The 26,281-nt window shown below is 58.1% G+C and carries 27 protein-coding genes; 15 read left to right on the top strand and 12 right to left on the bottom strand.

The features are described from left to right. Positions 1-50: 50 nt before the first annotated feature. From ACYVHT_RS17160 to ACYVHT_RS17130, 7 genes are all read right to left on the bottom strand, one after another. Positions 51-1,037: a trypsin-like serine peptidase gene (locus ACYVHT_RS17160; RefSeq protein WP_460554616.1), complete on the bottom strand. Its 987-nt coding sequence runs from the start codon at positions 1,035-1,037 to the stop codon at positions 51-53. Between the two features lie 188 nt (positions 1,038-1,225). Further along, complete coding sequence (locus tag ACYVHT_RS17155) at positions 1,226-1,441, bottom strand: hypothetical protein (protein ID WP_073288184.1); 216 nt, start codon at positions 1,439-1,441, stop codon at positions 1,226-1,228. Between the two features lie 18 nt (positions 1,442-1,459). Continuing rightward, positions 1,460-2,869, bottom strand: coding sequence for a Fic/DOC family protein (locus ACYVHT_RS17150; protein WP_460554613.1), 1,410 nt, complete (start codon positions 2,867-2,869; stop codon positions 1,460-1,462). Continuing rightward, positions 2,869-3,138, bottom strand: coding sequence for an antitoxin VbhA family protein (locus ACYVHT_RS17145; RefSeq protein WP_460554610.1), 270 nt, complete (start codon positions 3,136-3,138; stop codon positions 2,869-2,871). The genes ACYVHT_RS17150 and ACYVHT_RS17145 overlap by 1 nt, the downstream gene beginning before the upstream one ends. Before the next feature lie 69 nt (positions 3,139-3,207). Then, positions 3,208-5,535: a TraM recognition domain-containing protein gene (locus ACYVHT_RS17140; protein ID WP_460554607.1), complete on the bottom strand. Its 2,328-nt coding sequence runs from the start codon at positions 5,533-5,535 to the stop codon at positions 3,208-3,210. Between the two features lie 53 nt (positions 5,536-5,588). Beyond that, positions 5,589-6,608, bottom strand: coding sequence for a DUF5712 family protein (locus tag ACYVHT_RS17135; protein WP_460554604.1), 1,020 nt, complete (start codon positions 6,606-6,608; stop codon positions 5,589-5,591). A gap of 14 nt (positions 6,609-6,622) precedes the next feature. Beyond that, positions 6,623-7,141, bottom strand: a complete 519-nt coding sequence (locus ACYVHT_RS17130; protein ID WP_460554601.1) for a BfmA/BtgA family mobilization protein — start codon at positions 7,139-7,141, stop codon at positions 6,623-6,625. Positions 7,142-7,992: 851 nt separating this feature from the next. Between ACYVHT_RS17130 and ACYVHT_RS17125 the strand changes: the two genes are divergently transcribed. After that, positions 7,993-8,772 carry a ParA family protein gene (locus ACYVHT_RS17125; RefSeq protein ID WP_460554598.1) on the top strand — a complete coding sequence of 260 codons (780 nt, stop codon included), beginning with the start codon at positions 7,993-7,995 and terminating at the stop codon, positions 8,770-8,772. Between the two features lie 727 nt (positions 8,773-9,499). Beyond that, positions 9,500-10,726, top strand: coding sequence for an exodeoxyribonuclease X C-terminal domain-containing protein (locus tag ACYVHT_RS17120; protein ID WP_460554595.1), 1,227 nt, complete (start codon positions 9,500-9,502; stop codon positions 10,724-10,726). A 66-nt stretch (positions 10,727-10,792) separates the two neighbouring features. Here ACYVHT_RS17120 and ACYVHT_RS17115 read toward each other — a convergent pair whose 3' ends face one another. From ACYVHT_RS17115 to ACYVHT_RS17105, 3 genes are all read right to left on the bottom strand, one after another. After that, complete coding sequence (locus ACYVHT_RS17115) at positions 10,793-11,023, bottom strand: hypothetical protein (RefSeq protein WP_460554592.1); 231 nt, start codon at positions 11,021-11,023, stop codon at positions 10,793-10,795. 9 nt (positions 11,024-11,032) lie between these two features. Continuing rightward, positions 11,033-11,320, bottom strand: coding sequence for a hypothetical protein (locus ACYVHT_RS17110; protein WP_345228235.1), 288 nt, complete (start codon positions 11,318-11,320; stop codon positions 11,033-11,035). A 67-nt stretch (positions 11,321-11,387) separates the two neighbouring features. Beyond that, entirely contained in the window at positions 11,388-12,410 is a 1,023-nt protein-coding gene (locus ACYVHT_RS17105) for an ArdC family protein (protein WP_460554589.1), read from the bottom strand. Positions 12,411-12,839: 429 nt separating this feature from the next. Here ACYVHT_RS17105 and ACYVHT_RS17100 point away from each other — a divergent pair, with 429 nt between their 5' ends. From ACYVHT_RS17100 to ACYVHT_RS17055, 10 genes are all read left to right on the top strand, one after another. Continuing rightward, positions 12,840-13,670: a hypothetical protein gene (locus ACYVHT_RS17100; protein WP_460554586.1), complete on the top strand. Its 831-nt coding sequence runs from the start codon at positions 12,840-12,842 to the stop codon at positions 13,668-13,670. Positions 13,671-13,788: 118 nt separating this feature from the next. Then, positions 13,789-15,501 (top strand): DEAD/DEAH box helicase, encoded by a 1,713-nt coding sequence (locus tag ACYVHT_RS17095; RefSeq protein ID WP_460554584.1) that lies wholly within the window; start codon positions 13,789-13,791, stop codon positions 15,499-15,501. Between the two features lie 111 nt (positions 15,502-15,612). Continuing rightward, complete coding sequence (locus ACYVHT_RS17090) at positions 15,613-15,963, top strand: ArsR/SmtB family transcription factor (protein ID WP_460554581.1); 351 nt, start codon at positions 15,613-15,615, stop codon at positions 15,961-15,963. A 52-nt stretch (positions 15,964-16,015) separates the two neighbouring features. Continuing rightward, on the top strand, positions 16,016-16,480 hold the full coding sequence (locus ACYVHT_RS17085; protein ID WP_460554579.1) for a DUF6428 family protein: 465 nt from the start codon (positions 16,016-16,018) through the stop codon (positions 16,478-16,480). Positions 16,481-16,555: 75 nt separating this feature from the next. Then, positions 16,556-17,329, top strand: coding sequence for a metallophosphoesterase family protein (locus tag ACYVHT_RS17080; RefSeq protein WP_460554578.1), 774 nt, complete (start codon positions 16,556-16,558; stop codon positions 17,327-17,329). Positions 17,330-17,347: 18 nt separating this feature from the next. Further along, positions 17,348-17,575, top strand: a complete 228-nt coding sequence (locus ACYVHT_RS17075) for a GNAT family N-acetyltransferase (RefSeq protein ID WP_460554575.1) — start codon at positions 17,348-17,350, stop codon at positions 17,573-17,575. Then, a complete protein-coding gene (locus ACYVHT_RS17070; protein ID WP_460554573.1) occupies positions 17,545-17,841 on the top strand; it encodes a GNAT family N-acetyltransferase in 297 nt (98 codons plus the stop codon). The genes ACYVHT_RS17075 and ACYVHT_RS17070 overlap by 31 nt, the downstream gene beginning before the upstream one ends. Before the next feature lie 15 nt (positions 17,842-17,856). Further along, complete coding sequence (gene arsB, locus ACYVHT_RS17065; protein WP_460554571.1) at positions 17,857-18,987, top strand: arsenic resistance protein; 1,131 nt, start codon at positions 17,857-17,859, stop codon at positions 18,985-18,987. 204 nt (positions 18,988-19,191) lie between these two features. Continuing rightward, complete coding sequence (locus tag ACYVHT_RS17060; RefSeq protein WP_460554569.1) at positions 19,192-20,208, top strand: phospholipase D-like domain-containing protein; 1,017 nt, start codon at positions 19,192-19,194, stop codon at positions 20,206-20,208. A gap of 104 nt (positions 20,209-20,312) precedes the next feature. Next, a complete protein-coding gene (locus tag ACYVHT_RS17055; RefSeq protein ID WP_460554567.1) occupies positions 20,313-20,999 on the top strand; it encodes a hypothetical protein in 687 nt (228 codons plus the stop codon). Between the two features lie 276 nt (positions 21,000-21,275). On the opposite strand, the gene ACYVHT_RS17050 is transcribed toward ACYVHT_RS17055, so the two are convergent. After that, positions 21,276-23,897, bottom strand: a complete 2,622-nt coding sequence (locus tag ACYVHT_RS17050; RefSeq protein WP_460554565.1) for a toprim domain-containing protein — start codon at positions 23,895-23,897, stop codon at positions 21,276-21,278. A 104-nt stretch (positions 23,898-24,001) separates the two neighbouring features. After that, entirely contained in the window at positions 24,002-24,310 is a 309-nt protein-coding gene (locus tag ACYVHT_RS17045) for a hypothetical protein (RefSeq protein ID WP_460554563.1), read from the bottom strand. 389 nt (positions 24,311-24,699) lie between these two features. Here ACYVHT_RS17045 and ACYVHT_RS17040 point away from each other — a divergent pair, with 389 nt between their 5' ends. From ACYVHT_RS17040 to ACYVHT_RS17030, 3 genes are all read left to right on the top strand, one after another. Then, entirely contained in the window at positions 24,700-25,398 is a 699-nt protein-coding gene (locus ACYVHT_RS17040; RefSeq protein WP_460554561.1) for a hypothetical protein, read from the top strand. A gap of 100 nt (positions 25,399-25,498) precedes the next feature. Then, positions 25,499-25,879, top strand: coding sequence for a hypothetical protein (locus ACYVHT_RS17035; protein ID WP_196957097.1), 381 nt, complete (start codon positions 25,499-25,501; stop codon positions 25,877-25,879). A gap of 9 nt (positions 25,880-25,888) precedes the next feature. Beyond that, complete coding sequence (locus ACYVHT_RS17030; RefSeq protein WP_460554559.1) at positions 25,889-26,218, top strand: hypothetical protein; 330 nt, start codon at positions 25,889-25,891, stop codon at positions 26,216-26,218. The last annotated feature ends 63 nt before the right edge of the window (positions 26,219-26,281 follow it).

Raw genomic sequence — 26,281 nt, 5'->3', positions numbered from 1 at the left:
CGCACTAAAAAGCCCCGCTTTTCATCGCGGGGCTTCTCAGAGTGTAATACCTACAGCAAGCCGAGTTTATGCAATACCCTGCGTAGCTCTTCTACTGCTACCGCTCGGTTTCGCAGCATAAATTCCCCTGAGTAATGTACTCCTACTACTTCCCCCGTTTGAATGTCTAAAAGTGGAGACCCTGAATTGCCTCCTGTGGTAGTGCAATCGTGCTCAATCTGAGTTGCGCTCACGGCAGTGGTAAAGCCTGGTTGTAATCGCTTAACCCCTATTTGTCCTTGGAAAAAAGCGTGGAGCAACTGGGGGTCTGGATTGCGGTCCGATACTTCGGCAGGATAACCTACAACAGCTATTGGCTGCTGCGCGGCAATGGCTGCAGCAGACAAGGTAAGTGAACTAGGCAACGAAGCACCGGTAGCACTACGAGAATGGACAGTCAGAACAGCTAAGTCCGGTGCTGTCTCATCAGGTAGGTGAATAGGCGCTTTCAACTCAAACCGACCAGCCGAACTAACGCTACCCCCTGCTTCGCCCCCAAAATCAATAAATGCCTTGATTGGGACAATATCAGGCGCACCGTTGGTAATACGGCGACCAGAATCACGCCAGACTGGCAGGTAGTTACCCGTTCCAACTGGACTGAGTTGAAACAATTCTGCGGCCACGTGGCGATTGGTAATAATATGGTTGTTAAACACCCAGCCTGTGCCTATTGTCCATACTCTGTCTCCTGCCTGTGCCTCAATACGTCCTACCGAGGCAAAGCATGGATTCAAGACTGAAGCAACTGCTGCTAAATTTTGCCAAGATGCGCTGGACTGAAATGTGCCATTTTGAATAAGTAGTCCTGGCCGGCCACTGCGTACGATAATAGCTTCTGTTAGCCGTTCGACTTGCGTAAATGATAAAGTCCCCTCTAACAAGAGTCCTGGTTCGGGCGCTGACTCGTATTGCTCTATATAAGCTTGCACATCTCCAAGACCGCCCAGCATTGTAGATAGCTGGTCGGCTATAAGATTCTTATTCGCTTCGTCCATTTCTTAATATCGGTGAGAATGTGATTGTGATGTGGGTGTTGACTTCTGCATATTGTAGAAGCCCATGTTTGGCAAGTTATAAGCTTAGTTCCGCGTATCTAGTAGCATTCCCACGCTATGGCGGGCTACTTATAGATGACACAAACCCCTACTAACTCTAAAACCAGATACTTCGGTAAAAGGCTGGCTTAATTCTCCTGGCCTTTTGGCTTGGTTGGCGTCCAGTCCATCCATTTCCGCTCGGTTTGGCAGTGCGTGCATTGCATCAGCAACTCCGTTCCTACGGGATAAACTTCCAGCACTTCCAAGTGGGCGTGCAGCGTATCCTCCCCGCACGTCACGCAAGCCAGCAGCTCAGTGCCGGCCAGCTGCTCTTCCAGAAAGTGTAATTCGTCGTCCTGCATAGCAGCAAGGTACGAGGCTTACCGTTCGATGCCACCGCTGCTACGACCGATGTCGGAACTGCCGCGCTCCTTTACCGGGGAGGTGGTCAGTACCTTGGCGGAGCTGCGCAAGTCCTCCAGATGCTTGCTGCTGCCCAACCCCGGCAGTTTCTCGGCCGCGTCGAGTGACCGGAGGAAGCTTTCCGCGTTGGGACCGACAATTACCGGGTTACGCGCTACGTCCTTCGCCACCTCGCGCAGGCCGGCCCCGGCGGCAGCCTGGCCGTGGGCTTCCAGCGCCTTGGCCACCTCGCGGGCGGCAGTGGCAAATACGGGCTGGGCCTCAGCATGTGTTCTGGGGGCTGCGGGCACCGGCTGGCCACTACTCCTTGCCGCCGAAGCCGCGGGCTGCCGCTGCGCTGGCGGAGCTACTAGCTCCTTGCCTTCGGCAAGCTGCAGCACCTGCACCGAAGCGGCTTTCAGGCGCTGTGCGTCGGCTATGTCGAGCGGGGTATCCTTCATGGCCGGGTGCTTGAGAATCTTGTCCGCCGCCTGCTGAAATTCGGTGATGCTTTTGCCTTGAATAGCCTTGGGGTCCAGGTTCACGGCCTCCACCTGCTGCCCCAGCCGGATGCCCTGCTCCCGGTTGCCGGGGCCGGGCATGTTGGCCACTACGCTGGCCACGCGGTAGCCGGTCACCTCCAACTCCCGCCGGGCATCCATTGCCTTCATGGCCGGGCTCAGTTCCGGAGTGGGCGTTACGGCCTGGCGGGGGTCGCGCAACTCCTCACCTATCGCCCCCGGGGTTGGGGTGATAATTTGTTGAAACATCTCTTTCAGCGGCTGCAGATTCTTCGCCGCCTCGGCGGGCGGGTACTGTCGCACGATGGCCAGGTCACGGCTGCGGTTTAAAACCTCCGGGCTAGCCCGGTTGAAGTCCACGTCGTAGCCGGCTTCCTTGCCCAGCTGGGTGAAGGTGGCCTGGATGGTGCGGCCATTGCCGTCCCGGAAGGCGTGGGCGTGGTTGTACTGGTCGAGATAAAAGGCCGCCCGCTCGGCGAACTTCTCGGCCGAGAGGCCTTTCAAGTTATTCTCGCGGTTAAGCTGCGCCCCGATAGCATCCAGCCGCTCAGGTATTTCCTTGTGGGGCGCGTAAGTCATGGTTTCGCGGAAGCCGGTGACGCGGGTATCCTTATGGCCCTGAAACCCGCGGTCGGCCCGGGTCTCGCCGGCCCACTGGTACACGCCGCTGAACAGCCGCTCGTGCACCTGCTTCAGGTGGGCCTGGTCGTACTTCCCGCCCTGAATGCCGCCCTGCGTGTTGAGCAGCTTCAGGCGGGGAATGGAGGAATCGGACTCAGCCTGCGCTAAATCCTCATTGTTGGTAATTCCGAGCTTGTTCAGCCGCACGCCGTTCTCGTCGCTGAACCCGTCATTAAGCACCGCCACTACTGCGCTGGGCTGGTGGGCGTGCCGGCTCCGGGTTTGGCCGCGTAGCGGGCCCTGAGCATCTCGTCAGTTAGCTCAATGACCTGCTCAATGGTAAGCTCGCCGTCGACATGGCGCTGCATCAGGGCCAGAGCCTCCAGGCTGGGCGCGGGACCGTTGCTCATCATCGTGGCAATGGCGTTGTTGCTGTCGTGCTCGCGCTGCTGGCGGGCGGCTAGCTCTTCGGCACTGAGGCCGGCCGGGGCGGGCGCAAAGAAGGTCTTGCTCATGGCTTTTCGGAAATAGAATGGGTACTAGTAGAACGCTGAAACGGCCTTATTTGTCACTTTTAAGCGGTTTTAGGCCTCAGTTTTTGTCCCTGCTGCTAAGGTGTTTACATGCTTGGCCAAAGTTTCTTTCACCTCCTGGCGCACCCGCAGAAAGTTCTCCTGCACCGTGCGCGAAAGGGCGCTGGCCGGGTCTTCCCCCGGGCCGCCAAAGCTCACCATCTGGTGCAGGGGAAACCGCTCGGGCGTAACGTCGGCCCGGGCAATGGTGCCTTGGAAAAAGGTGCTGCCGGTTTCCACCGTCTGGCCGATAAATTCGCCCTGCTGCAGGCCGATGGTATCCTGTACCCGAACCAGGCTGCGCTCCTGGAAGCTGGTGCTTTGGTTGGTGGAGTTGTTGCGCGCCCCGCTGCCCTGGCTGGTACCGGTGCTCGTGCTTACCATCTCCTTGTCCTCGCGGCCTACCAGCTCGGAAATGAACTTGGCCGTTTCCAGCGAGTTGACCTTGCCGAAAAACTGGTTGTTGAGGTTGCTCACCATCACCTGCATCTTCTCCTTGCCGTAGGCGTCCGTCATCTGGCTCAGGTCCTGGGTCATGTACACCATCGCCACCTTGTTGCTGCGGGCCGTAGCCGGAATCACCTCCAGTCCCGGCACGTAGAGCGTCGCGGCCTCATCGAGAAACACGTAGCTGCGGTGCTTATTCTGCTGGTTCATTAGCTTGAGCGCCACTGTAATCACGCAGCTGACCACCGGCGAAAACGTGTCCTTCAGCGTCGGGTCGTTGCCGATGCACAGCAGCTTGGGACGCTGCTTATCATTTAGGTCGAGCGAAAAGCCCTCACCGTTTGCCTCGTCCGGGGTCAGCACCCACACCACCTCGGGGCTGTTAATCTTGGTCAGGTTCACCTGCAGAGTGCCCAGCACCGCGCCCACCTGCTTGTCGGCGCGGGTCTGTACCGCCGAGATAAGGCTTCGGGCCTGGTCGCCGCACTCCAAATCTGTTTCCAGCATACTCAGGACGTGGGTGTAGTCCTTGTACATGGCCGTCGCCACAACGTGCGGAATGGTGCAGTACTGCGGGTAATGCTTCTTGTAAAACCAGATGATGCCGGTCAGGTACGCCACGGAGCTGGTATCGAAGAACTCCATCTTGCGGATGCTCGACGGGTTCAGGTTGTTGATGATGGCCTTGCTGTACTCCTCGGCGAAGGCCACCACTGGCATATCCGCTGGCCGCAGCGGATTCACCCGCTCGCTGCGCGTCAGGTCCCGGAAGTTGATGATGTGTAGCTGCACGGGCGGCTCCGCCGCCGGCTGCGGCTCGGGCTTGCTGAACAGGCCCGTCAGCCGGGCCTGCAGCCGGCCCTGGAAGCTGGCCGCGTAGCTGGCAGCCTGCTGCTGCTCGCGCTCCTTGCGGCGCTCGGCCAGTACCAGGGCTTTTTGCATCGCCTCGGCCAATACCGGAAACTTGAAGTCGTACACCAGCCCGGCGAAGTTCTGGTAGGCAAACTGCTCAATTAGCGGCTCTCCTATCGAGTAGGTCTTGCCCGCGCCCGCCCCGCCTAGTACCAGCGTGCCCCGGTACGGGTTGGCTACGGTAATCCAGCCCCCGTCTGCCGTGGGGAAGTGCACGGCAGACGGGCTTTTCATCTTCCGGCGCTCGGTGCTCAGCCCGAAAGCCGGCTTTTTAGTCATGGCCCACAGCAGCCCCACTACTCCCCCACTGCCCAGCACGGCCACGGCGGCTCCCGGATAGCCAAACTCGATAAAGCCCGGCGAGTAGTGGTGCATGTTCAGCAGCAAGTAGCCCGCTGCCAAGAATAAGCCCCCGCACAGGCCCGCCACGACGCGCAGGGCCTGCCGGTTGATGACGTTGCGCCTGCCCTGCCCGGGCTTCGCCTGCGGGGCTTTCTGCACGAATACGAGAACCAGTCCGGCCAGCAGCAGCAGCGCCCGCAGGTACACCCCGGCCGGGACGTAGAACTGGGCAGCTTTTACCAGCAGCTTGCTTCCCATGCCGCTACCAGCTTTGGCTAGCGCGTCGGTCCCGACTTTGGTCTTAGTAAGCGCTTGGTCGGTGGAGTGCGTTATGGCCACCGCGCTGCTAGCCGCCCCCTCCCCTACCACCGGTCGGGCAGCGGCTTCGGCCTTGGCAATGCGGGCCTGGCGCTGCCGCTCGGCAATGCGCGCCGTGGTAGCCGCCAGCCGCTCTTTGGGCGTCAGGCTGTCCGCTGGTATGCCGGCCGCCTGGATGAGCTGCGCCCGGCGGGCCTCGGCAATCTCGGGGCCGTGCAGGAGCACATAGTAATCGCCGCCGATAATGGCCAGCAGCAGCAGGACAATAAAGAGGCCCGCGCCCTGGGTACCGGCCGCCGGCCGGGGTGATTGACTGGTCATAGGCTTGAAAGCTGATTTAGGTGGGTAGGATGGCGATGGAGCGAGTGGGCACGCTACATTTCAATGTCCAGCTCCGCGCTGTTGCGGCCCCTTTTCTCGCTCAGATGCTCGGTCTTTTCCTCACGGCCCGTATTGGAGCGCACCGCCTGCTGCACGGCGTGGAGCATGGTGCTGGCCGCGTGCTGCGGCGCCGGCCGCTCGCGGCCCGTGCTCAGCAGGTGGTAGGCGTTATCAATGGGCTGGCCCTGCTGCGCCCGCCGCTCGACGGTAGCCAGGGAGCGGTAAAATGTTTTGTCGTACTCGCGGCCCTGGGCAATCTGCTGGACCCGCTGCGGGTCCAGTCGCTCTTCTTTCAGCACGCGCAGGTTAAGGGCGGCCACCCGCTCCCCAATCCTGACTGCGCGGCCGGCATCCCGGCTACCATCGCGCTGCTTGGGTCGGAGCTTTTCGTGGGCCTGGGCCGTGTAGCCAAACTGCTTTTCAAACTGCCGGCCAGCCGCCGCCTGCCACTGCATCAGGTCGAAGCGGCTGCGGCGTCCGCCGGGGTTGAGCGTAATTCTCTGCTCCGCGTCGCGGGCACTCACGATGACGTGAATGTGCGTTTGTAGCCCCGGCCGCTGCTCGCCTATCTTGGCCTGGCCAGCACTCACCTCCGGGTCGGTACCCCGGTAGCTGCGCTGCTGGTGCAGCGTGGCTCCCCACACCAGGTCCTGGCTGCCTAGCTCCCGCCCATCCTTCAGCTTGAAGTTGGCGGCGTATTGCGCCATCACCTGCCGGGTATAGTCTTTCAGCTTGGCCTCGTCGTTGCCAATATGCGTCAGCTCGGCCTCGCTGGGGCTAATCACCAGGGAGTAGAATTTGGCCTCGCCGGCCCGCAGTCCCTTCACGTTGGAATCGATGTTCTGCCCCACCTCGGCCGCGCTGAGGTCGTCGCGGTCAGCCCCGAAAAACGTGGCTTCCTCTCCATCGCGTCCGGCTTCCTGCTTCAGATAATTGAGCGTTTGCGCGCTGCTTCCGCTATTGCTGTAAGCCGCTTTTCCGTGCGTCGCTGGGTTGATTAGCTTGATATACATCGGTGGCTACGTGCTTAATTCTTGACTTCTTTTGCCACCGTATCGCCATCATTTATTCTGCCTGCGCCCGCCTGTTGAGCGGCAGCTACTGCCTCTTTTGCCTGCCGCTCAATCATGTCTTCGTTCTGCGCCCGCAGCTGCTTTAAGCCCTCCCGCTGCTCATTCAGCTGCGCCTCATTAAGTCCGCTTAGCTGCTGAGTCAGGTTGTTTACCAGGATTTCATTCATGCGCAGCACGCGCTCCAGCGTCACCCTGCTACGAAGCATTTCCTCCAGCATTGGTAGCAGCAGACTACGCTCCTGCTCCTGCAGATACCCAAATACCCGGTCCCCGAGCTTCTTTACCTGCTGCATAATCAACTGGCCTTCGCGGGCCACATCCTCCACCGGGTGTAGCCCGCGCTCCGCGAAGTAGCGCACGGCCGCGCCGGTGTAATCAGCCTGGCTTATCTGCAGCCGCTTGGCCTCTTTGCTCAGCAGAAAATGAGTAGCCGCAGGTACGTTGACGCTCTTCGTAGCGGGGTTGGTTGGCATAGGTAGAATCAATCTTCTGCCCTCCCTCTTTAGGTTATTTTTATCCTGCAAATCAGCTAGTTATCTTAACAAACCTGTAGATTTAAGCTCTGCTTAAATACAAGTATCACGCTTACAGGTGCTTAGCACCCTGTATGTGATACTCTTCTTGCTAAGACTACCTACACTACATCCAAGAGGGCTTTCAGAATTATTTGAGAACTATTTCAGAACTACGAGTACGTGTTACGGGTGGCATTGGGTTAGCCTTTATCTATCGCTACCCCGGCCTGCTGCTGTATTCTGACTTACTCCTACCGCAACTCCTCTCCTGCTCTTACCACACTGCGTCGTCCTGGCTGCTGTGTATCTGGGCACCAGGTGTAGCTGCTATCCTTTCCCGCACTCATTAGCCCGCAAAAGCTTTTTGACCCCCTATTACTACTTTACGTCATTACTACTTTACAACTTTGGCCAACATAGGACAGCTGTCGTTGCCATTAAGCTCAACATTGCCTACCAGAGATTATCTTACTACTTTACGACATTACTACTTTACTACATTAATAAGCGAACGCAGTCGACGTGTTACTACTTTACTACAATGCGACTTTACTACACGCATAATGTATGAGAGGACTAATGTGGTATCCCTATCATTCTACGACGTTACTACTTTACTACAATGCATTTTTACTACTTGTAGTAAATATTACTTTGCAATTTGTTGCTTTTACTACTTAGTCATTTTACGATTACACAACTTTGCGACAATGCGACTTTACTACTTTGCGACATTTCCGCTTACATTTGCTTTCCCCGGGCCTGACCATCTGGGGCATCAGCGCTAGCTTACCTTAACCAGTAACCCCATGTCAAAAGTCATCAGCTTTGCTACCCAAAAGGGGGGCTCGGGCAAGTCAACCCTGGCCCTCGTCCTCGCGGCTCCTCTGGCTATCGAGTACGGACTGAAAATCGCCATCCTGGATTGTGACTACCAGCAAAGCATCGTCAAAACCCGCAAGCAACTGGACGAGCCCAGCCTGGCTATCCTGCGTGAGTCAGACCCTGCGGCGGATTATCCCTATGATGTGTTTCCCATGTCGCTGAAGAGCATTTTTGATTTCATCGACAATCCGGAAAACGACTACGACCTTATCATCATCGACATTCCCGGCCGGGCCGACGGGGAAGACGTTTTCAACGCCCTCACGGGCTGCGACGCGGTAATAGTGCCCCTGGTATCGGATTACCTGGACCGCGCCTCCACGGCCGAGTTTATGGGCATCCTCGAAGCACTGAAGAAAGCAGCTGACAAGGCCGAGGTAGATTTTCAGTATTTCGGCCTCGCCACGAAGCGCATCAGCGGCCGACGGGAGGAAAAGGAGATGGACGACTACATTGACGAGTTGGGCCTCTCGCGCTTCCAGTCCTACCTGAGCCACCGCATGGTATACAGCCGCGCCTCCACGCTGCACAGCCTGCTTACCCCGGCCTACCGCAACTACGCCGGGGGCACCAAGGATAGCTCGGAGGAAATCCGGCGCGTATGCGAAGAGCTGATAGAAAAGCTGGACCTGCCCCGGCGCAAAGCCGATGTTGGCGTTGAGCTGGAAGAAACGACCGATACCACCCCAACCGAAATCAAGTAATGGCAAAGTCTCCCTTTGTAAAAGCGAAAATTGAAGGCCCCCGGAAGCGTATCCCAGTTGATGAGACCTTGCGCGCCGAAGCCCGCGCCGGGATGGGAGGGGAGCAAACCCGCCTGGAAGCAGAAGGCAAGGCAACTACCCCGGCTGCGGCTGCCCCTACAGAAGCGGTAACGGCCCCGGTAGCGCCCGCCGCGCCCGAGCCTGCACCAAGGCCCGAGCCGGTAGCAGCAGCTGAGCCAGCCCAAGAGCCCGCGCCATCTGCTGAGCAGCCGGTGGCAGAAGCCGTAGTTGCTTCCATGCCTGCGGCCCCGGTTGAGCGCCGTCCCCGTGGCCGCAAGCCGGCAGCAGCGGGCCCGGAGCCAACGGGCGAGTTGAAAGGGGTGAGGATTGCGGAATCTGTGTGGTCGGAGATTCGCAAGATTATTGTTCAGCTTCCTAAAGGGCCGGATATGCCGACAAATATCATCGGCTACCTACACGCGGCCCACCGGCACTACGAGGCGCACCTACGCAAGCAGGGCAAGCTCCCCCCAGTCAATTAGCGCGCTTGGCAGGACTGGTTAAGAGTGACTAGCCGGTTCGGGCGTCGACATTCCACTAATCCTCATCATTAAGTGCTTCGGCTTCCAAATCGCTTGTCAAGGGCAGTTCCTAACCGGGCTGCCCTTGCTCATTTTGGTATCCGGATACTACCTTACTTGTTAAATAGTATGCAAGACAACCAGATATGAAAGACATTTTGGCTAACGCTCGATTCTGGCAGTTCGATGATAAGTCCATATTCCCATTTGGCAAGCATAAAGGGAAATCAGTCATTGACGTATTCAAGCAGGACCCATCATACATTGGTTTCTGCCTGGAAAGCATACCAAAATTCACGTTAACCACTAGTGGATGGAATGCTATATACAATCAAGACAAAGAGTATTTCAACAATGAAACAAATAGAAATTATTTTATATATTATGTTAATAAACTATTCGAAGTAAACCGTATTTTGAGAAACAATACTCACAACGATGAAGGCCGCAATCGGCCATTATCAACCTTTATTAATAAAATAGCCTATGTTAATACGGATAAAATAACACTAAAAGCATGTTTCAAAAGAGCAAAAGCTAGTACAGTTAATGCAAAAGGCATAGCCGTTGAATTAGAAGAGCAATATGCCAAGCAAGGATATATACAGAATGAATTAACAAGAGAGGAAGAGAACAAAATTAAATTCTCCGTGAGAATTATAGACTTCAAAGACTTTGGAACGTTCAAAAAATATGATGCCGCTTATTGTACGCCAGGAGTCAAGACTTTTGAAGTTATACGATTACTGTCTAGCGGCTTAGTTGTCCTTGCATTAGCTATGGACTGCCGAAATTTTCGTCCACAGGGTATGGGTTTTGGCACAGAAGGATGGATAAGGATTCTACCTGACGATGCCGACTGTGTCTTGCATATCGCAAATAATCATCTCACGATAAATCAACGGATATCAGACCGAGAGATGACAGATGCTGAAATTGAAGCTGACATAGTCGCCTTTCATGAGCGCAAACCGAATGCGCAAAAAAGGGCACCAGAATACTATTCCAAGAAAAAAATTCCAATATATGCCCCAGTAAATTTGCTCGATGAGATATTAGAATCATACACAATTAACCGCCAGGCGTTTCCAAATAAAAATCTATTCAACACTACTATATTATATGAATACTTCAGCTCTCTACAATTTACCTATCATTCAGATGAAGTTGACGAGTTAACTAAGCAGTGGTATGAATCTAAAAATAACATCAAAACATATGACCTCAGGCGTAAACGAGTGTGGCAAAATCGTCAAGCGTTTTGGCGTTCCGAAGATTCTGAAGCCGACGACGATTCAGACCGTGAAAACTGGGAAGAATTGACAGACGGCCAAAACGGAACTTGGGAAGACTGGCATGAACCCGTTGATTGATTTTGAAGATTACCTCACTAGCCAGATGTGTAGCCTTCGATACGCTTTGCTGTAAAAGGGTAGGGGCTACTGTTGAAAAAGCAGGTCGGCCGGTGCTACCTGGTGCCACTCTCCGGTCTGCAGGTAGCGAACCTGAAACTGGCCCCGCCGGGTCCGGGCCTGGCTCACGCGGAACGCCGCCGGCGCTGGCGCTGCTTCGGTGGCGGCGGGCTGGTGAAATACCGCCCAGCAATTGTTGGCAAGGGCCTGCTGCACGTCACGGGTAGCGTGCCTGATGGTGGATAGGGGGCTGCTCATCGTTAGGGGTTATAGTGCTAGCTGGAACTGCCCGCCGTGCTGCTCGCTGGTGCGGCGCAGACCTTCGCAGGCAATGGGGCGAACTGCCCGTACCAGCTTCAAAAGGGACTCGTAGGCGGCTGACGTGTCAATCTCCAGCCCAAGGCGCTCGGCAACCTCCTCGGCGAGCACCTCGCTGTTAATGCCTTTATCCAGCTGCCGCATCAGATTTTCTACGTCGGCAACAGCAGCAATCACCCGGCTGCGGTACTCGTTCCAAGCTGGGCTCTGGATAGTGGGGGCTTCACTGGCTTTCATAAGCAGACTAGAATTAGAGCTAGGGCTAGGGCTAGCCGCTCGCAAGCGACCAGCCCCGCCCGGCGGGCTACGCGAGCTGCAGCCAGCTTAGCTCGGCGGCCATAAACTCGCGGTCGACGTCGTCTAGCACCGCGGCCGGCGCGCTGGCTACCGGCGCGGCTGCCGGGGCCTGCACCTCGTCGGCTTCGCCCTCCGGCTCCGCCGTCGTCCCTAATATCAACTCAGCGGCGCGCTGGGCTTTGCTGGCGGCCTGTACCACGAGCTTCTTATCATTCTTCAACCGTTCCAGCCAGTTCTGAATGTAGGCCACGGCGTTTTCTTCGGTCTGCTCGGTCGCAATGCCGGCCGCCGCGCTCAGAAAGGACGCTCCCATTTCAGCGGTCAACTCCTCGCGGGCGTAGCTGCTGCTTTGCTTGCCCTCGCCGGCGGTCAGGTCGGCGCGGTCAAGGCGGCTCTGGTGGCCTGTGCTGTGCGTCAGTTCGTGAAACAGGGTCTGATAGTAGCCCTCCGATGTGGTGAAGGTTTCTGGCTTGGGCATGTTCACAAAGTCGAGCGCCGGCGAATAGTAGGCCCGCTGATGCAGGTGCTGAATGGTGGGCTTGCCGTCCCACGCCTCCACGATGCCTTCGGCCACTTCGCTGGGGGTGAACTCCTGCTTGGGTACTTCGGGCAGATTGAACTCGATACCCTCAATGTCTTCCACTGAAAACACGGTGTAATACTTCAGGAAGGGCATTTTCTCTTCCTTGCCGGTCTCCTTGTTCTCGCGCTTGCTGATGTTGTAATACACTACCTGGTGGCCTTTGGCCCCTTTTCTCACGTTGCCGCCCAGCGCCAGCGCCTGCTTGAAAGTCATGAAAAAGGGCAGAGCACCACTGAAATGCAGCAGAAACAGGTTGATTCCGCTGTACACGCGGCCGGTGGCATAGTTGCGGGGGAGGCCATACACCGCGTTCCACGGCTTGCGCCACGGAATGATACCGCCCTCCAGCGCCGAAATAATCCGGTCCGTTACAATCTGGTACACGTCAGGCCGGGTTGCGGCGGCTTTGGTGGCTTTCTTGGCGGCGGGCTTGCTGGTCTTTTTCATGGCTAAAAGGCTGTTCTTCCGTTTGTTTCTTATACTTATTAAACGCAAGAAAGCTTATTTTAGTTGCACTTTATACAATTTTTAATCGCATTAAATACAAAATATAAGCGTTTCTTTTTCGCAAAGCGCCGCTTTTTTCCCCAACTGCCCCAATCGTTGTCGGGACTTGTTTTCCGCATCAGGAGACCTGACTATTCTCGCTGCTGTTCTTCGGCGCACCTTTCGTCGCTGCTTGCCAGAGGGGTAAATGCAGCCCAGTGGATGCTAGCAGGTGCGCCGGAAACAAGAAGAAAAGAATTAGCTGGAACGAATGGTCTTTCAAGCGCTATTGAATGCAAATCGCCGCTTCCTGACTTATAAAATCTATTGTTTCGCGGAAGTCCACTAAGGCAGTTAATGCCGATATTGTCCTTTCTATTCCCGCCTCTTATGACTTACTCCGGCATTGTTGTCAACCGTCACCTTCCCCGACTAGCCAAGTTGAGCAATACCCAGTTTCTGGACCGCGTTGCTAATATTCAAGCAATTCGCAGGAAGAAATCTGAGCTTAGCCTCTTCATCACCGATGCCCGGCGCATGGCTCAGCTCGAAGCGCTGCACGCGGCGGTTCACTCCGGTAAGTTCTTTGCCAACCCGACCGACTTTGAATTGTCGCCCAGTTGGGTGCCGTTTGTGCTGAAAATGCCGGAGCCGTTGCATGCCTGGTTGGCGGCCTATTCCCTTCCTGAAGTAAAAGCTCAGGTGATAAACTGGATGGCGGCGCTCTATGCAGCCCACTGTCGCCGGGATAGTATGTGGCGGAAGCTGCTGCCCGAAATCAAACACGCGGCCATTGCGCATTACACTCCCTATAAGGCAAAACAAGCGGACGAGCTTATTGAGGTATGGAGCCGTCAGTACGACCAAGCCCGCCGGTTTGTCGGTGGGAAAGCTTGTGGGGTACTGGAAAATCCCTTCACCGATAATGACCGGCCCTTCCTGGAAAGTGAGGAAGTGGACACGAGTTATCGTTTTACGTTGCGAACAGGCTACTTCCGGGAAGATGACTGGCTATTTGTCGTTGAACGCAACCGGCAAAAGCTCCTTAAGTACTACCAATCCAACCTGGACTCGGGCGTCTGGACGGCGCGTACCATTGACGAGCAGATGCGCGCCATTGACTCCGAGACCATGCACCGTAGCGAAGCTAGGCCAGAGCTGTGGCAGGCTTGGCGCGCTCATTTTAGCCTATCCGGCGACGAAGTAGGTACTGACGCTTAAATAGAGTTTGCTACCTATACTCCCCATTTTCGGCATCAGCGGCCATTTAGGCTATGTACTAGCCGCGCCCGGTTTTAAGTGCTAAGAATATCCGTTCGCTGGAACAACTCCTACAGAAATGACCCCTACGGCTGAGCAGTCTGCCATCTTGGCCTCCCAGGGCCATTTGAAAATCAACGCCGTTGCCGGGAGTGGTAAAACCACCACGATGGTCGAATATGCCCGCGCCCAACCGGCAACGGCTCGCATTCTATACCTGGCCTTCAACAAGACGGTGCGGCAGGAGGCCATCCGCAAGTTCCAGGCGGCCGGCCTACCGAACGTCTCGGTGGAAACAGCGCATTCCTTGGCCTACCGCTACGTGGTGCGCGGCAGCCGCTACCAACTCAACAACAAAGGGTATCGGGCGCACGAACTGGTGGAAATGCTCAAGCTGCCCCGGGGCACCGGGCAGGAGCGCCACCAGGAGTATGTGCTGGCTAATCACATTGCCAAGTTCGTAACCTATTTCTGCAACAGCGACCAGGCGCAGGTGCAACGGCTCGATTACCTGGCCACGCTAACCGACCCGAAGGCCCGTGAATTTGTCGGCAAGCACTACGCTACTATCGAGCGAAGCTGCCGGGAGTTGCTGGCCCGTATGGACCGCGGTGAAATTGCTATTACCCACGACTTCTACCTGAAGAAATTTCAGCTGAGCCACACCCTGCTGCCGGCTGATGTCATCCTGTTCGATGAGGGCCAGGACGCCTCCGGGGCCATGCTGGATATCTTCTTCCGTCAACCCGCTACCAAGGTGATTGTTGGGGATACCCACCAGCAGATTTACGGTTGGCGGCACGCGGTCAACTCGCTGGAAAGAACGGATTATCCCAGCCTGCAGCTAAGTACCAGCTTCCGGTTTGGGCCTCCCATCGCCAAACTGGCCTCACACGTTCTGAGCTGGAAAACACAGCTGGGCGCGGGCCCCCAACTCGTGGTAACGGGTGTCGCGCAGGAAGCGCCAAGCGAGGGAACTACTCGCGCCGTAATCGGCCGCACCAACCTGGGGCTGCTGCTTAAGGCCATCGAGTACGTCAAAGAGCACCGGCAGCAGCTGCGCCGGGTGTACTTTGAGGGCAACATTAACTCCTACACCTACGCGGGGGAGGGCGCGAGCTTAACGGACGTACTGGCCCTCTATAACGGACGGAGCGAGGCCATCAAGGACCCGTTGATTCGTAAAATGGCTAATCTGGATGAATTGGCCGACTACGCCGAGCAGACCGAGGATGGGCAGCTGCAGATGCTCATCACCATCGTGGAGGACTACGGCAACGACGTTATCGACCTCATCAAAGAGTTGAAGCGCCTGCACGTTGCTGACGGTGCCCGCGACCAGGCGCAACTTTACTTCTCCACGGTGCACCGCTGCAAAGGCTTGGAGTACGACCAGGTGCAGCTCACTCCGGATTTTATCACGCAGGCCACCGTTGACAAGCTGGAAGAGGAATTTGCAGCTAAGCCCCCGGAGCCGGGCGTCAGGGCCCGTGTATTTGAGGAAATCAACCTGCTTTACGTCGCCCTGACGCGGGCCAAGGCCCGGGTGCATGTACCGTCTGATTGCCTTCCCGATGGATTTGAGCCCCACGAGGCTGTGCAGGGTTTCCATGGTACCGGCGGCACGGTACTGCTGCAGGCTCCCGTAGCTGTCATCCCGCCGGAACGGAGGCAATGGGCGGCCTATGCCCCGGCTGCATCCTACACCGCAACCCCGGCCGCACTCGACCCGCGCTTTGCTTCTCTGCAGCAGAAACTAGACGCGGTTAGCAAAGGTGCTTCGGGGGACTGAGCGAAACTAAGGTATATCAAACCCACACTCTTGATGGTAAAAGAAAACAGTGTATGACGTAAACATACGTCGTATTATGTCGTATATTTGCGACATACTTCACAGCCTGCCATGACGTACGCCAAGACCACCGCCTTTACCGAAGAGCAACAACAACTGGCCCGCGTGGCGAAGGCGCTGGCGCACCCGGCCCGCGTGGCCATCATCCAGCTGCTGGCTTCCAAGCAGACGTGCATCTCCGGCGACATCGCCGCCGAGCTCCCGCTCTCGCGCACCACGGTGTCGCAGCACCTGCAGGAGCTCAAGGCCCTGGACCTCATCCGCGGGGAAATCGACGGGCTGACCGTGTGCTACTGCCTCAACGCCGAGCTGCTGCAGCAGGTGTACCAGCAATTCACGGCCTTCTTCATCGAAGCCACCGCCAACCCGGCCTGCGGGCCCGCGGACGCCTGCGCTTGCTAAGTCCGCCTTGCTGCCCCTGCTCCCAACATCCTCAACCCAACCCCTCTTTTCTATGAACATCGCCGAAATGAAGCAGTCTCTTGCCGGACTCGACGCCGTGAATTTCCGCCTGCCCGACGGCACCTACCTGCCGGCGCACTTCCACGTGACGGAAGTAGGCCTGGTGAGCAAGCACTTCATCGACTGCGGCGGGGTGGAGCGCCGCGAAACCGTGGCCAACTTCCAGCTCTGGGAAGCCGGGGACTATGACCACCGCCTCGCGCCCCAGAAATTCTTGCACATTCTGAAGCTGTCGGAGCGCATCCTGGGCCGCGAAGACCTCGACATCGAGGTGGAGTACCAGCAAGCCACCATCGGCAAGTTCGGCTTGGCCTTCGACGGCACCGATTTCGTGCTCACGCCCAAGCACACGGCCTGCCTGGCCCAGGATGCCTGTGGTATTCCCGACGCCCAATCGTTCGCGCTGCCCCAGCTCCAAACGGCCGGCGGCTGCACGCCGGGCGGCGGGTGCTGCTAGCTCCGTTCCAACGGCGCTGCCCTTCCGGGTGGCGCCGTTTTGCTTTCCCCTTCTTCCACGCTTCTTTCTTGTTCGATGACGATTGCCTTTTTCTCCGACGTGCACGGCAACCTGCCGGCCCTGGAAGCGGTGCTGGCCGATATGGAGCAGCGCCGGCCCGACATGATATACTGCCTGGGCGATTTGGTGGGCTACGCGCCCTGGCCCAACGAAGTAGTGAACGAGGTGCGCCGGCGGGGCATCCCCACGCTGGCCGGCAACTACGACCAGGGCATTGGCCTGGCCAGCGAAAACTGCGGCTGCGCCTACAAAACCGATACGGAGAAGGACCTGGGGGCGCAAAGCATCGCCTTCACCAACCAGGTCGTGGGGGCGGACGAGCGGCGCTACCTGCGCTACCTGCCCAAACACCTGCGCGTGGACTTTCAGGAGGAGCCCTGCACGCTAAGCCTGCTGATGGTGCACGGCTCGCCGCGCAAAATCAACGAGTACCTGTTCGAGGACCGGCCGGAGGCCAGCTTCCTGCGCGTGCTGCAGGAGGCCGGTGCCGACATTCTGCTGTTCGGCCACACCCATAAGCCCTACCACCGCACCTTCGCCTACGAGCACGAAGGCCAGACCCGGTACCGGCACGCACTCAACATCGGCTCGGTGGGCAAGCCCAAGGACGGCGACCCGCGCGCGGCCTACCAGCTGCTGCACCTGGACGAGCACACCACGCTGACGGACCCCGGCAGCGTGCGCTCGGAGTTGGTGCGGGTGGAATATGACGTGGAAAAAGCCGCGCAGGCCGTTGAAGCCTCGTCGCTGCCCAACGAGTACGCCGACATGCTGCGCAACGCCTACTAATTCTACTTCCCGTTTGCGATGACCATTCAACCATTTACGGCCGCGCACTGGCCCGCGGCCCGGGCCATTTACGAAGCCGGCATGGCCACCGGCAACGCCACGTTTGAAACGCAGGCCCCCGAATGGGAAGCCTGGGACCGGGCCCACCTGGCCCACAGCCGCCTGGTGGCGGTGGACGAGGCCGGCACGGTGCGGGCTGGGCGGTGCTCTCGCCGGTGTCGGGGCGCTGCGTGTACGGCGGGGTAGCCGAAATCAGCATTTACATCGCCGCCGAGGCCCGGGGGCAGGGCGTAGGCCGGCAGCTGCTGGCGGCGCTGATTGCCGCGTCGGAAGCCCACGGCATCTGGACGCTACAGGCGGGCACCTTCGAGGAAAACAAGGCCAGCATTGGCCTGCACACGCAGGCAGGCTTCCGCATCATTGGCTACCGGGAGCGAATTGGCCAGCACCACGGCGTATGGCGCAACACGGTCCAGATGGAGCGGCGCAGCCCGACCGTGGGCGTCAATTAACCGAACTACTCGTTTATGGCAACATTGAACCAACCTTCGCCCTCCGCTCCGGCCCCGACCGCGCTGGCGGAAAAAAAGCTCTCCGGTCTGGACCGGGGACTGACGCTGTGGATATTCCTGGCCATGGCGGTGGGCGTGGGCCTGGGCTACTTCGTGCCCGGCATCAACCGGGCGGTGAACTACTTCTCGGTGGGCACCGTGAACGTGCCGCTGGCCGTGGGGCTCATCCTGATGATGTACCCGCCGCTGGCCAAGGTGAAGTACGAGCAACTACCCACGGTATTCAAAAACACGCGCATCATCGGGCTGTCGCTGTTTCTAAACTGGATACTGGGGCCGTTGCTGATGTTCTTGCTGGCCATTTGGCTGCTGCCCGACAAGCCGGCGTACATGATGGGCCTGATTCTGATTGGCATTGCTCGTTGCATCGCCATGGTGCTGGTGTGGAACGACCTGGCTGATGGCAGCCGCGAGTACGCGGCCGGGCTGGTGGCGCTGAACTCCATCTTTCAGGTGCTCTTTTACTCGGTGCTGGCCTGGCTGTTCATCACGGTGCTGCCGCCCTTTTTTGGCCTGAAAGGCTACGCCGTGAACATCGGCATCGGGGACATTGCGCAGAGCGTGCTCATCTATCTGGGCATCCCGTTTGCCGCCGGATTTCTCTCCCGGACTCTGCTTCGCAAAGCCAAGGGCGACGCGTGGTATGAGCAGGTCTATATTCCGGCCATCAGCCCGATTACGCTCATTGCCTTGCTGCTTACCATCGTCATCATGTTCAGCCTCAAAGGCGAAACCATCGTCCAAGTGCCGCTCGACGTGCTGCGCATCGCCCTGCCGCTGGCCCTGTACTTTGGCATCATGTTCGTGCTCAGCTTCGCGGCGGGCAAGTACCTGGGAGCGGATTACGCCGAGAATGCCAGCATTGCCTTCACCGCCACTGGCAACAACTTCGAGCTGGCCATTGCCGTGGCCATCGGGGTATTTGGGCTGAACTCGGGGCAGGCGTTTGCGGGCGTGATTGGGCCGCTAATTGAAGTGCCGGCCTTGATTGCCTTGGTCAACTTAGCGTTCTGGTTCCGCCAGCGTTGGTACGGGGGAACGACGGGCAGCCCAGCCGCCCCCGCGCGGCCGACTACCCGTCCCTGACTCAACCGCTGTGCAAGACGGCCCGCAGAGGACAGGAGCCTTGGCTACAGCAATCGAAAGTCTATGGACTCTTAACGGGAATTTCTGTTCTTACTCTAGCGCCCCCGATATAGACTGTAGACGTTACAGAATGAGCACTACTCCGGGGCAATGAGTTATCGTAGCTTGTTAGTAGCTATTATGCGGGGAATTAAGAAACCCGTTATGGTAACGCCACACTTCACAGGTATCAGAAAGGCAATTCTGGAGGCACTAGACAAAGCCACGGAAGAAATTCTCGTCGCGGTATACTGGTTCACCAATGCTCAGCTATTCAGCGTTCTCTGCAACAAGGTCAGAGAAGGCAAGAAGGTGTCCATCATCGTCCATAATGACTTTATAAACAACCGGGAAGCAGGCCTTGACTTCCAATCCTTTATTGACCTCGGTGGGCGATTCTACTTCTCAACTTCAGAGTATCCAATGCACAACAAGTTTTGTGTGATTGATAACCAGATACTGATAAACGGTTCCTATAACTGGACCTACTTTGCTGAAACAAAGAACAGCGAAAATATCCTGATTATCAGAAACGAGCAGGAAGCCGTTTCGGCATTCCACAGCGAGTTTATGAACCTAACCAAGCACCTCCGACTGCAAACCCAGGTGAGGAGGCTGACCACTTTTGAGCTTGATGAGTTTAATGGTTTGAGTGCGCGGGACTACTTGGCAAATGACATAGTATTTGAGGCGCAGGCTACCAACAGGCCCGAACTTGTTGAAGCAGCTTTTAAGCTCGTACCTCGAAACCTCAACGTCCAACAAGTTGCAGTTCAGCTTGATTTAACCAAGAAGCGGAGGTTGACCTGCTCGATTGGCGCTGGTTTAAAGGACAACAAATACTTGGTGGGGGTTGAGAAGGGGACGGTCTTGCCTGTTTCGATAAGCAGGATAGTTTGCACCAGCGTCGATAATCAGGAGTCTTGTGCAAGCACTGTCTACTACGGAAACGCCGATAGAGCAAATTCCAATAAGGCACTTGGAAAGGTTGAAGTGTCGCGCTTGCCAAAGAAGCCTGCTGGTGAAGCCGAACTGAAGTTCATTTTCACCATCGATGTTTATGGAGAGTTGTGGGTACAGTTTTATTCCTTGGACAATGGCCGAAGGGATACACTTACCGCCAATATAAATGGTCTGTTAGCTGGTGTCCCCTTGTCTGAACCAGCTTCTGAAGTCAACTAGCAACCACAATTACAGGCAGTTGGTTGGCTCTTTACCCACGGTCTGTGCGGCTGGCGCCAATGGTTATTTTAGTAATGAAAGTATGGTCTATTTCTACTAATACCATGGCGAAACGCTCTCAGGAACGCCCTAAAGACCCGCTGCGGGTACGGGATATGCTCTCCGACCTTACCTCGGCCCGCTTGGGACTGCTCAAACTTCGCGGGCAGGGCAAAGAGTACGACCCGCTTATTGACGAAATCCAAACCATGACCTGGCCATACCCCGCTAGCAAGGTGCTGCAGGAGAAGCTGGGCCTCACGGCCGGGAAGCTGCGCAAGCAGATTGAAACGCTCCACGGGGATTTCCTGACAGCCATCGAGGAGAACCCCGACGTGTTGCAGTTCACCCAGGTGGTGCACACGTTCTGCGCGCCCGGCTTCCGTGACTACCGGACTTTTCAGTGCCGACTCGCCGTTACGCCGCGCGTGGGCGATACCGTCGTTCTGCCGTTTCTGGCCGGCGTCACCGGCAGCGGACGCTACTACGTGGAGAGCATCGAGCACGAGTACGAGGAAGACAAGGTGTGCATCACCGTGCACCTTAAAAATGGCATCTACAACCAGCACCTGGCCTACCTAAAGGACCAAGCACTCTTTGAGGGCAAGCTTTCTTATCTGAAAATTATTGAGCTTGGCGACTACGGCATTGAGGACTACCTACGTGCCCAATACGGGCCGCCCCGTCCTGCACCCCCGGTGTACATTCCGGCCACGGCACCTGCCAGCAAGCGCCGCAGGCGTAAATTCTAGCCTCTCTGCGCTCTTCTGCCGGTCAGAAACCGGAGTCGCCACATGCGGTACAGCTTCTTGTAATGCAAAGCGGCCGCCCCGGTAGGCGGCCGCTCCCCAGTCGCTTAGGCAACTCCAAGGAGTCACCAGACTTCCCTCAATGGAAACCGACTGGTAAGGGCGCTGCAACCGTTGCATCCAAGCCGCAGCTTGGACCCACACTAAGCACCTACGACACGCGGCACCCTGTGCCAAAGAAAGCAGGAAAGCAGCGGAATGCCCCTGCAGGCGGTTACCTCATCGCTCCAGTTGCTGAGCTGGCTGCTTGGTTTCTAAGCTGTGGCGGGCCGCCTCGTGCCGCTCCGCCCGGTCGCTGCTGTGCTCCACCAGTTGACTGCCGCGTTGCTCCGCCACGGCATCGAGCGTCTGGCTTATCTGCGTAATCTCGGGCTGGTCGGTGCGGTACGACACTTTCATCTCCGAGTGTCGGATGCCTTGCTCGTCGGTTGTGCTTTGTACGCTGCCTACCTTGGCCCCACTGGTTTCGACAGCCGCCTGCACGGCCTCGGCCTGACCTCGCTCGCCCGTAGTAAGGCCTGGTTCGTCCACCCGAATAATTACCTGCTTTTCGGTGCCTGACGTGTCGGCGCGAATAGCCTCGGGTGCAGCTGCACTAGTCGCGGCATCCGGCTTGGCCGCCACGTCCAGACTCCGGTCGCGGTTATGGGGCTGGATGGGGGCAGCCTCGGCGGCCAGCTGCCGGGCAGCGCGGTCTTCGTCGCGCTCGACGACGCTTACCCCAGCGTACTGCTCCTTGTTGGCCGCGGCACGGGCATTGGTATTGGTCACAATGGCGTGGATAATGGCAATATCCGGCTGGTCGTTGCGGTAGGTCATGTCGAACTCCGCCCGCCGGATGCCCTGCTCATTTACCGTGCTGCGAATCTCACTCGTCCGCATCGAGTAGCCGGAGTTATCCAGAATTTCCTTCCAGGCCTCGGCGCGGCCGGTGGTGTTAGGCTCCAGCTCATTGATTTGCCAGGTTGCTACCTTGACCTCCGCCGGGGCTGCCGGCAGGTCTGCTGCCGCCGGGCGCGCCGCGAAGCGGGCCTGGTCACGTAGCTCAGCCTGCTCGGCCTCATCGACTTTGCGGCCGGTAGGAGGGGGGTTATCGTTGATGTATTCCTTTAGCAGCACCAAGCCTGCGTCCCGGGCGTGCACGAACTGCGCCGTGTGCGCTGCCGCTTCCTGCTCGGTTCGGTACGAGCGGAACGACTTCTCCTCATCCTGGCGGCCGGCGTCAGCGACTGCCGCGCCCATCATCGCCTGATTGAAGCGGCGGTCCTCCGCCTGGCGCTCGGCCTGGCTTTCGGGGCTGTTATCGTCTGCACGCTGCTGCTGCCGCTCGTCGTACTGGCGGCGGGTTTCCTGCTCAGCACGCTCCATTGCGGCGGAGCGGGCGTACTCCGCCTGCCGCTGATGCTCACGCTGGTCCCGCTCAGCGGCGCGCTGCTGCTCGTCCAGCTGCGCCTGGGCGCGGATTTGCTCGGCGCTCATACCTTGCGCCGTTAGCTCCAACTCTCGGTTCCAGTCTTTGGCCTGCGGATAATCGACCCGGATAAAAGCCTCCTGGCCGCGCTCCTGCTCAGGCCGCAGCTGCTCCCGCTGGCGGTACAGCTCCTGGCTGATTACTTCGAGCTGGGCGGTATCGGCCTTGGCCACCGACAGGCGCAGAACGGTTTCCCGCTCGGTGCTGCGCTGCACTTCCAACTCAATGGTAGGGCCCGCTTCCTGGGTGCCGTTCATCCGGGCTACCCGCTCGGTCAGCTGCTGCACCTGGGCCGCCCCGCTCTCGGCGCTGTCGTGGCGGTAGCTCACTTTCAGGGCTGTGTGGTACTTATCCGACGTGGCGTGCCACTCAACCGGGCGGCTGGCTTCCTTGTAGGCTTCCTGGTCGGCCACGGGTACCAGCGGGCGGGCCGGGTGCAGCTCGTTCATGTAGTTCATGTTGAACTGTCGCCCACCGGCGTCGCGGTCATTGGCCAGCACGATTTCCTTAGGCTCCTGCTTGTCAATCACCCGCTGAATCAGGGCAACCTGCGCTTCGGTGGGCGTGCCGCTGGTAGCCACGTAAAGGGTGTTTCGGGGGTCCTGCGCGTGTTTCAGCTGGTAGTGGGAGAGGGAGTCAATGGCTGACTCCGACACGACTACCCGCTCGACCGGCGTATCCTTACCCTGGGTGGGGTGCGATACCCAGATGCCGTTTTTGGGCAGCGGCAGCAGGTTTTTGTAGTGCTCGTTCTTCTGCTCGACGCTGGCTAAGCCCTGCTCGTTGTAGAGCGGAAAAGCGGTGTTCTTGTGCTCGTTCTGCTGCGCGGTGAAGATGCGCCCCTGAAAAGCCGGGCTATCAATCGTGCTATCGGTAATACCCCGGCCGTGCAGGTAGGTACGGTCGGTTAGCTCCTTATTCACGCCCAGCACTTCGGCAATGAGGCGCGTTTTGCGGTCTTCCTGCTGCTGGCGCTCATGGTCCGGGTCACTTACAGGTAGAGCATTGAGCCGGCTCACGTCCACCGGGGCAGCATAAACGCGGGTTGGGGCAGGCCCGTCATGCAGATACTCGCGTAGCTGCTGGCGAACCTGCCCCAAATTCAATCCGTGGCCGTTGCCGCCCCGGGTTTTCGCAAAATCAATAACGCTGCCCTTGTCCCGGTCATCACCGGTGTTCAGGTACACCTGGTGGTCGGCCTTGCGGGTGACGATGAGCACCTCCCCGTCTTTTTCGAGCTGGTGCCAGTCGCCGCGCTTGCCTTCCTTTTTGACTTGATAGCCCTGCTGCTCGGCGTAATCTACCAGGTCGATGTCACGCTTGAACCGGTCAAGCTCGGTGGGGTCGTTTTCTCGGATAGGGGCATTCATCGCGGGGAGCTTACAAGTGGTCGTTGATGACCAGTAGCTCCGGGTGGGGAAGGGGAGGCGGGGAATGAGTCCGCCTGGCTACCCAGAAAACTATCCGGTCGAGGTTACGGGGCTGGGGCTGCCGATGCGCCGGCGGCGTGCTCGGAGCCGGGCAGGGGAGGGGTGCCACTGTCGAAGCACTTCAACTGCTTCTGGAAAGTGGTCAGAGCCTCCTGGCTGGAAAATAGAAAGCGCGGGCTCTCGCTGTTGGGCGGAATCCTGATTAGCTCAGTGGCTACGTCGAGGTTGCGGAGTAGGCGCTGCAGCAGGCGGGGCTCTTCGCGCTTCAGGGAGTTGTTTTTCAGTCCTACGATACTGGTGTAGGGCAGCTCGTGCTGCTCGCAGAACGATTTCAGCTCCCCTTTAGGAAGCATCAGCAGGCGGAATTGGGCATAGCGTAAAACGTCGGTATAAGGAACGGTCAGATTTAGGTCGGGGAAGCCCAGAGGGGCCGAAATGTGTGGCGATGGTACCATGCGGGTGGTGGCTTTGTGAGGGTTGAAGAGGTGTGTAAGTAGACCTAACGAGAGGCATAGTCTACAAAGACACGAATTGAAGCCATTCGCTGCAAATGGCTAACACAAATCCCGCCATGATACCCCGTGTTCCGGCGGTAGCTCCGAGAAGCTGACCCGGCCGAAATACGGTTGCCCATCCCTAACGCAGAAACTTATCAGAGGTTTTACAGAATAATAAAAGAATCATTTTAGAAATCTTTCAGAACTCTTTCAGAACACCAGCCGTAAGCAGGGCTCATATGAAAATGGCCTTTATCGTTGTGTTCACCCTGTTTTTACTGTTTGCCCTGTCCGGCTTGGCCTGGCGGCGCATCAAGAGTAAGAGCAAGCCGGCTGACCTCGTGGCCAAGAGCAACCACCGCTCGGTGTGGTCTTTTCATTATGGCCCGTCAACTATTCTGCCTTCCCGGGAGGTAGTCGCGCCAAGTCCGCCGCCGGCTACCGGCAATGCGCTGGCCCGGCTCATGCCCGACGAGGACAAGCGGGTACAGGAAGAGCAGGCCCAAACCGCAGCGGCAGCTGACAGCGAAGCGACCAAGAACCCCATCCCTGAACAGGCGCAACAGCGGGACACGCCGGGACCATCTGCTGGCAAAGATGCCGGAACGGCCCCGCTGCAGTCCTCGCGCCACGCGCCCGGCGCAAAGGTGAATGTGCTGGATATGCTCGGCACTGATAGGCCTGCGCCCGCGGTAGCACCGGCCACGGCCGAAGCGGCGAGAGTTGCCGACAGCGAACCGGCCGAACCAGAAGCGGACGGGGAAGCCACCGTGCCCCAGGCCATCTACAGCAACCCGCTCACGGAAGTCACGCGCACCAAGAATGATGAGGCCAACCGCAAAGCCGCCGCGGAGCTGAGAAAAAGCAATCGGGCGGCCCTCCGCATCGGCACGGATAGCCAGAAAGCCGCCCTGACCGCCCTCATCAAGGAAGGCTCCGCCTAGCCATGCATCCCTCCGGCACTACACCTTATTTCCGCGCTCTTCCTGCCCTGCTTTTCGGGCGATAAGCGCTCTACTTCCTTCCCCTTTTTTTCTTACTTCTATGCTCAACAAACCCCTCAATCTGGCGGCAAACCTGGTGGTAGCCGGCAAAGCCTACCAACCTTCCAAGCTGGAGCAGCGCGGCTACGCGCTACTGACGGTGCTGGCCCTCTCCACCAGCGCGGCGCGGGCGCAAAGCGCCGAAGCGGCTCTCACCCAGGTCAAGGAAAAGGTGATTGGCATCGTGCAGGTCATCTTCGCCATCATCCTGATTATCGGCCTGATTCGGGTGGTAATGAAGTTTATCCAGGGCTCACCCGACGCGCTGGGCTCCCTGGGCTGGCTCGTGGGCGGGGTGCTGCTCTGGTTCGGCTTCCAGCTCTTCAAGGACGATTTGGTCAGCGCCGTGGGTGGCAGCGACGGGGGTGGTATTACTGACTAGGCCGCTGTCATGCGTTCCTATAAATCCATTGAGCGCCCCGCGCAGGTGCTGGGCATGAACCTGCAGGACCTGGGGCTGCTGGTTGGCCTGTTCATCGGCTCTGTGCTGCTGCTGGGCTTCCTGGGCATGGCCGTCAAGATTCCGCGCATGGTCTATCTGGTGGTCATCCTCACGGAAGTGGGCCTGATTCTGGGCCTGCGCTACCTCACCCGCACGCAAGCTCCCGGCTTCCTGATGGGCTGGCTCTCCTACACGTTCATCCAGCCTCGCCGCCTGGCGGTGGGCTCCCTTCCCATTCCCACTATTCATGGCAAAAAAACCAAAAACGGCCGCGTTTGACGCCGTGATGCCCGTGCACAGCTTCGAGGGCGACAAGGTGGTGTTCAAGGACGGTCGCGTCGC

This window comes from Hymenobacter daeguensis (assembly GCF_054780555.1).
The sequence above is the reverse complement of the archived record's forward strand: the minus strand, read 5'-3'. Positions and strand labels throughout refer to the sequence as shown.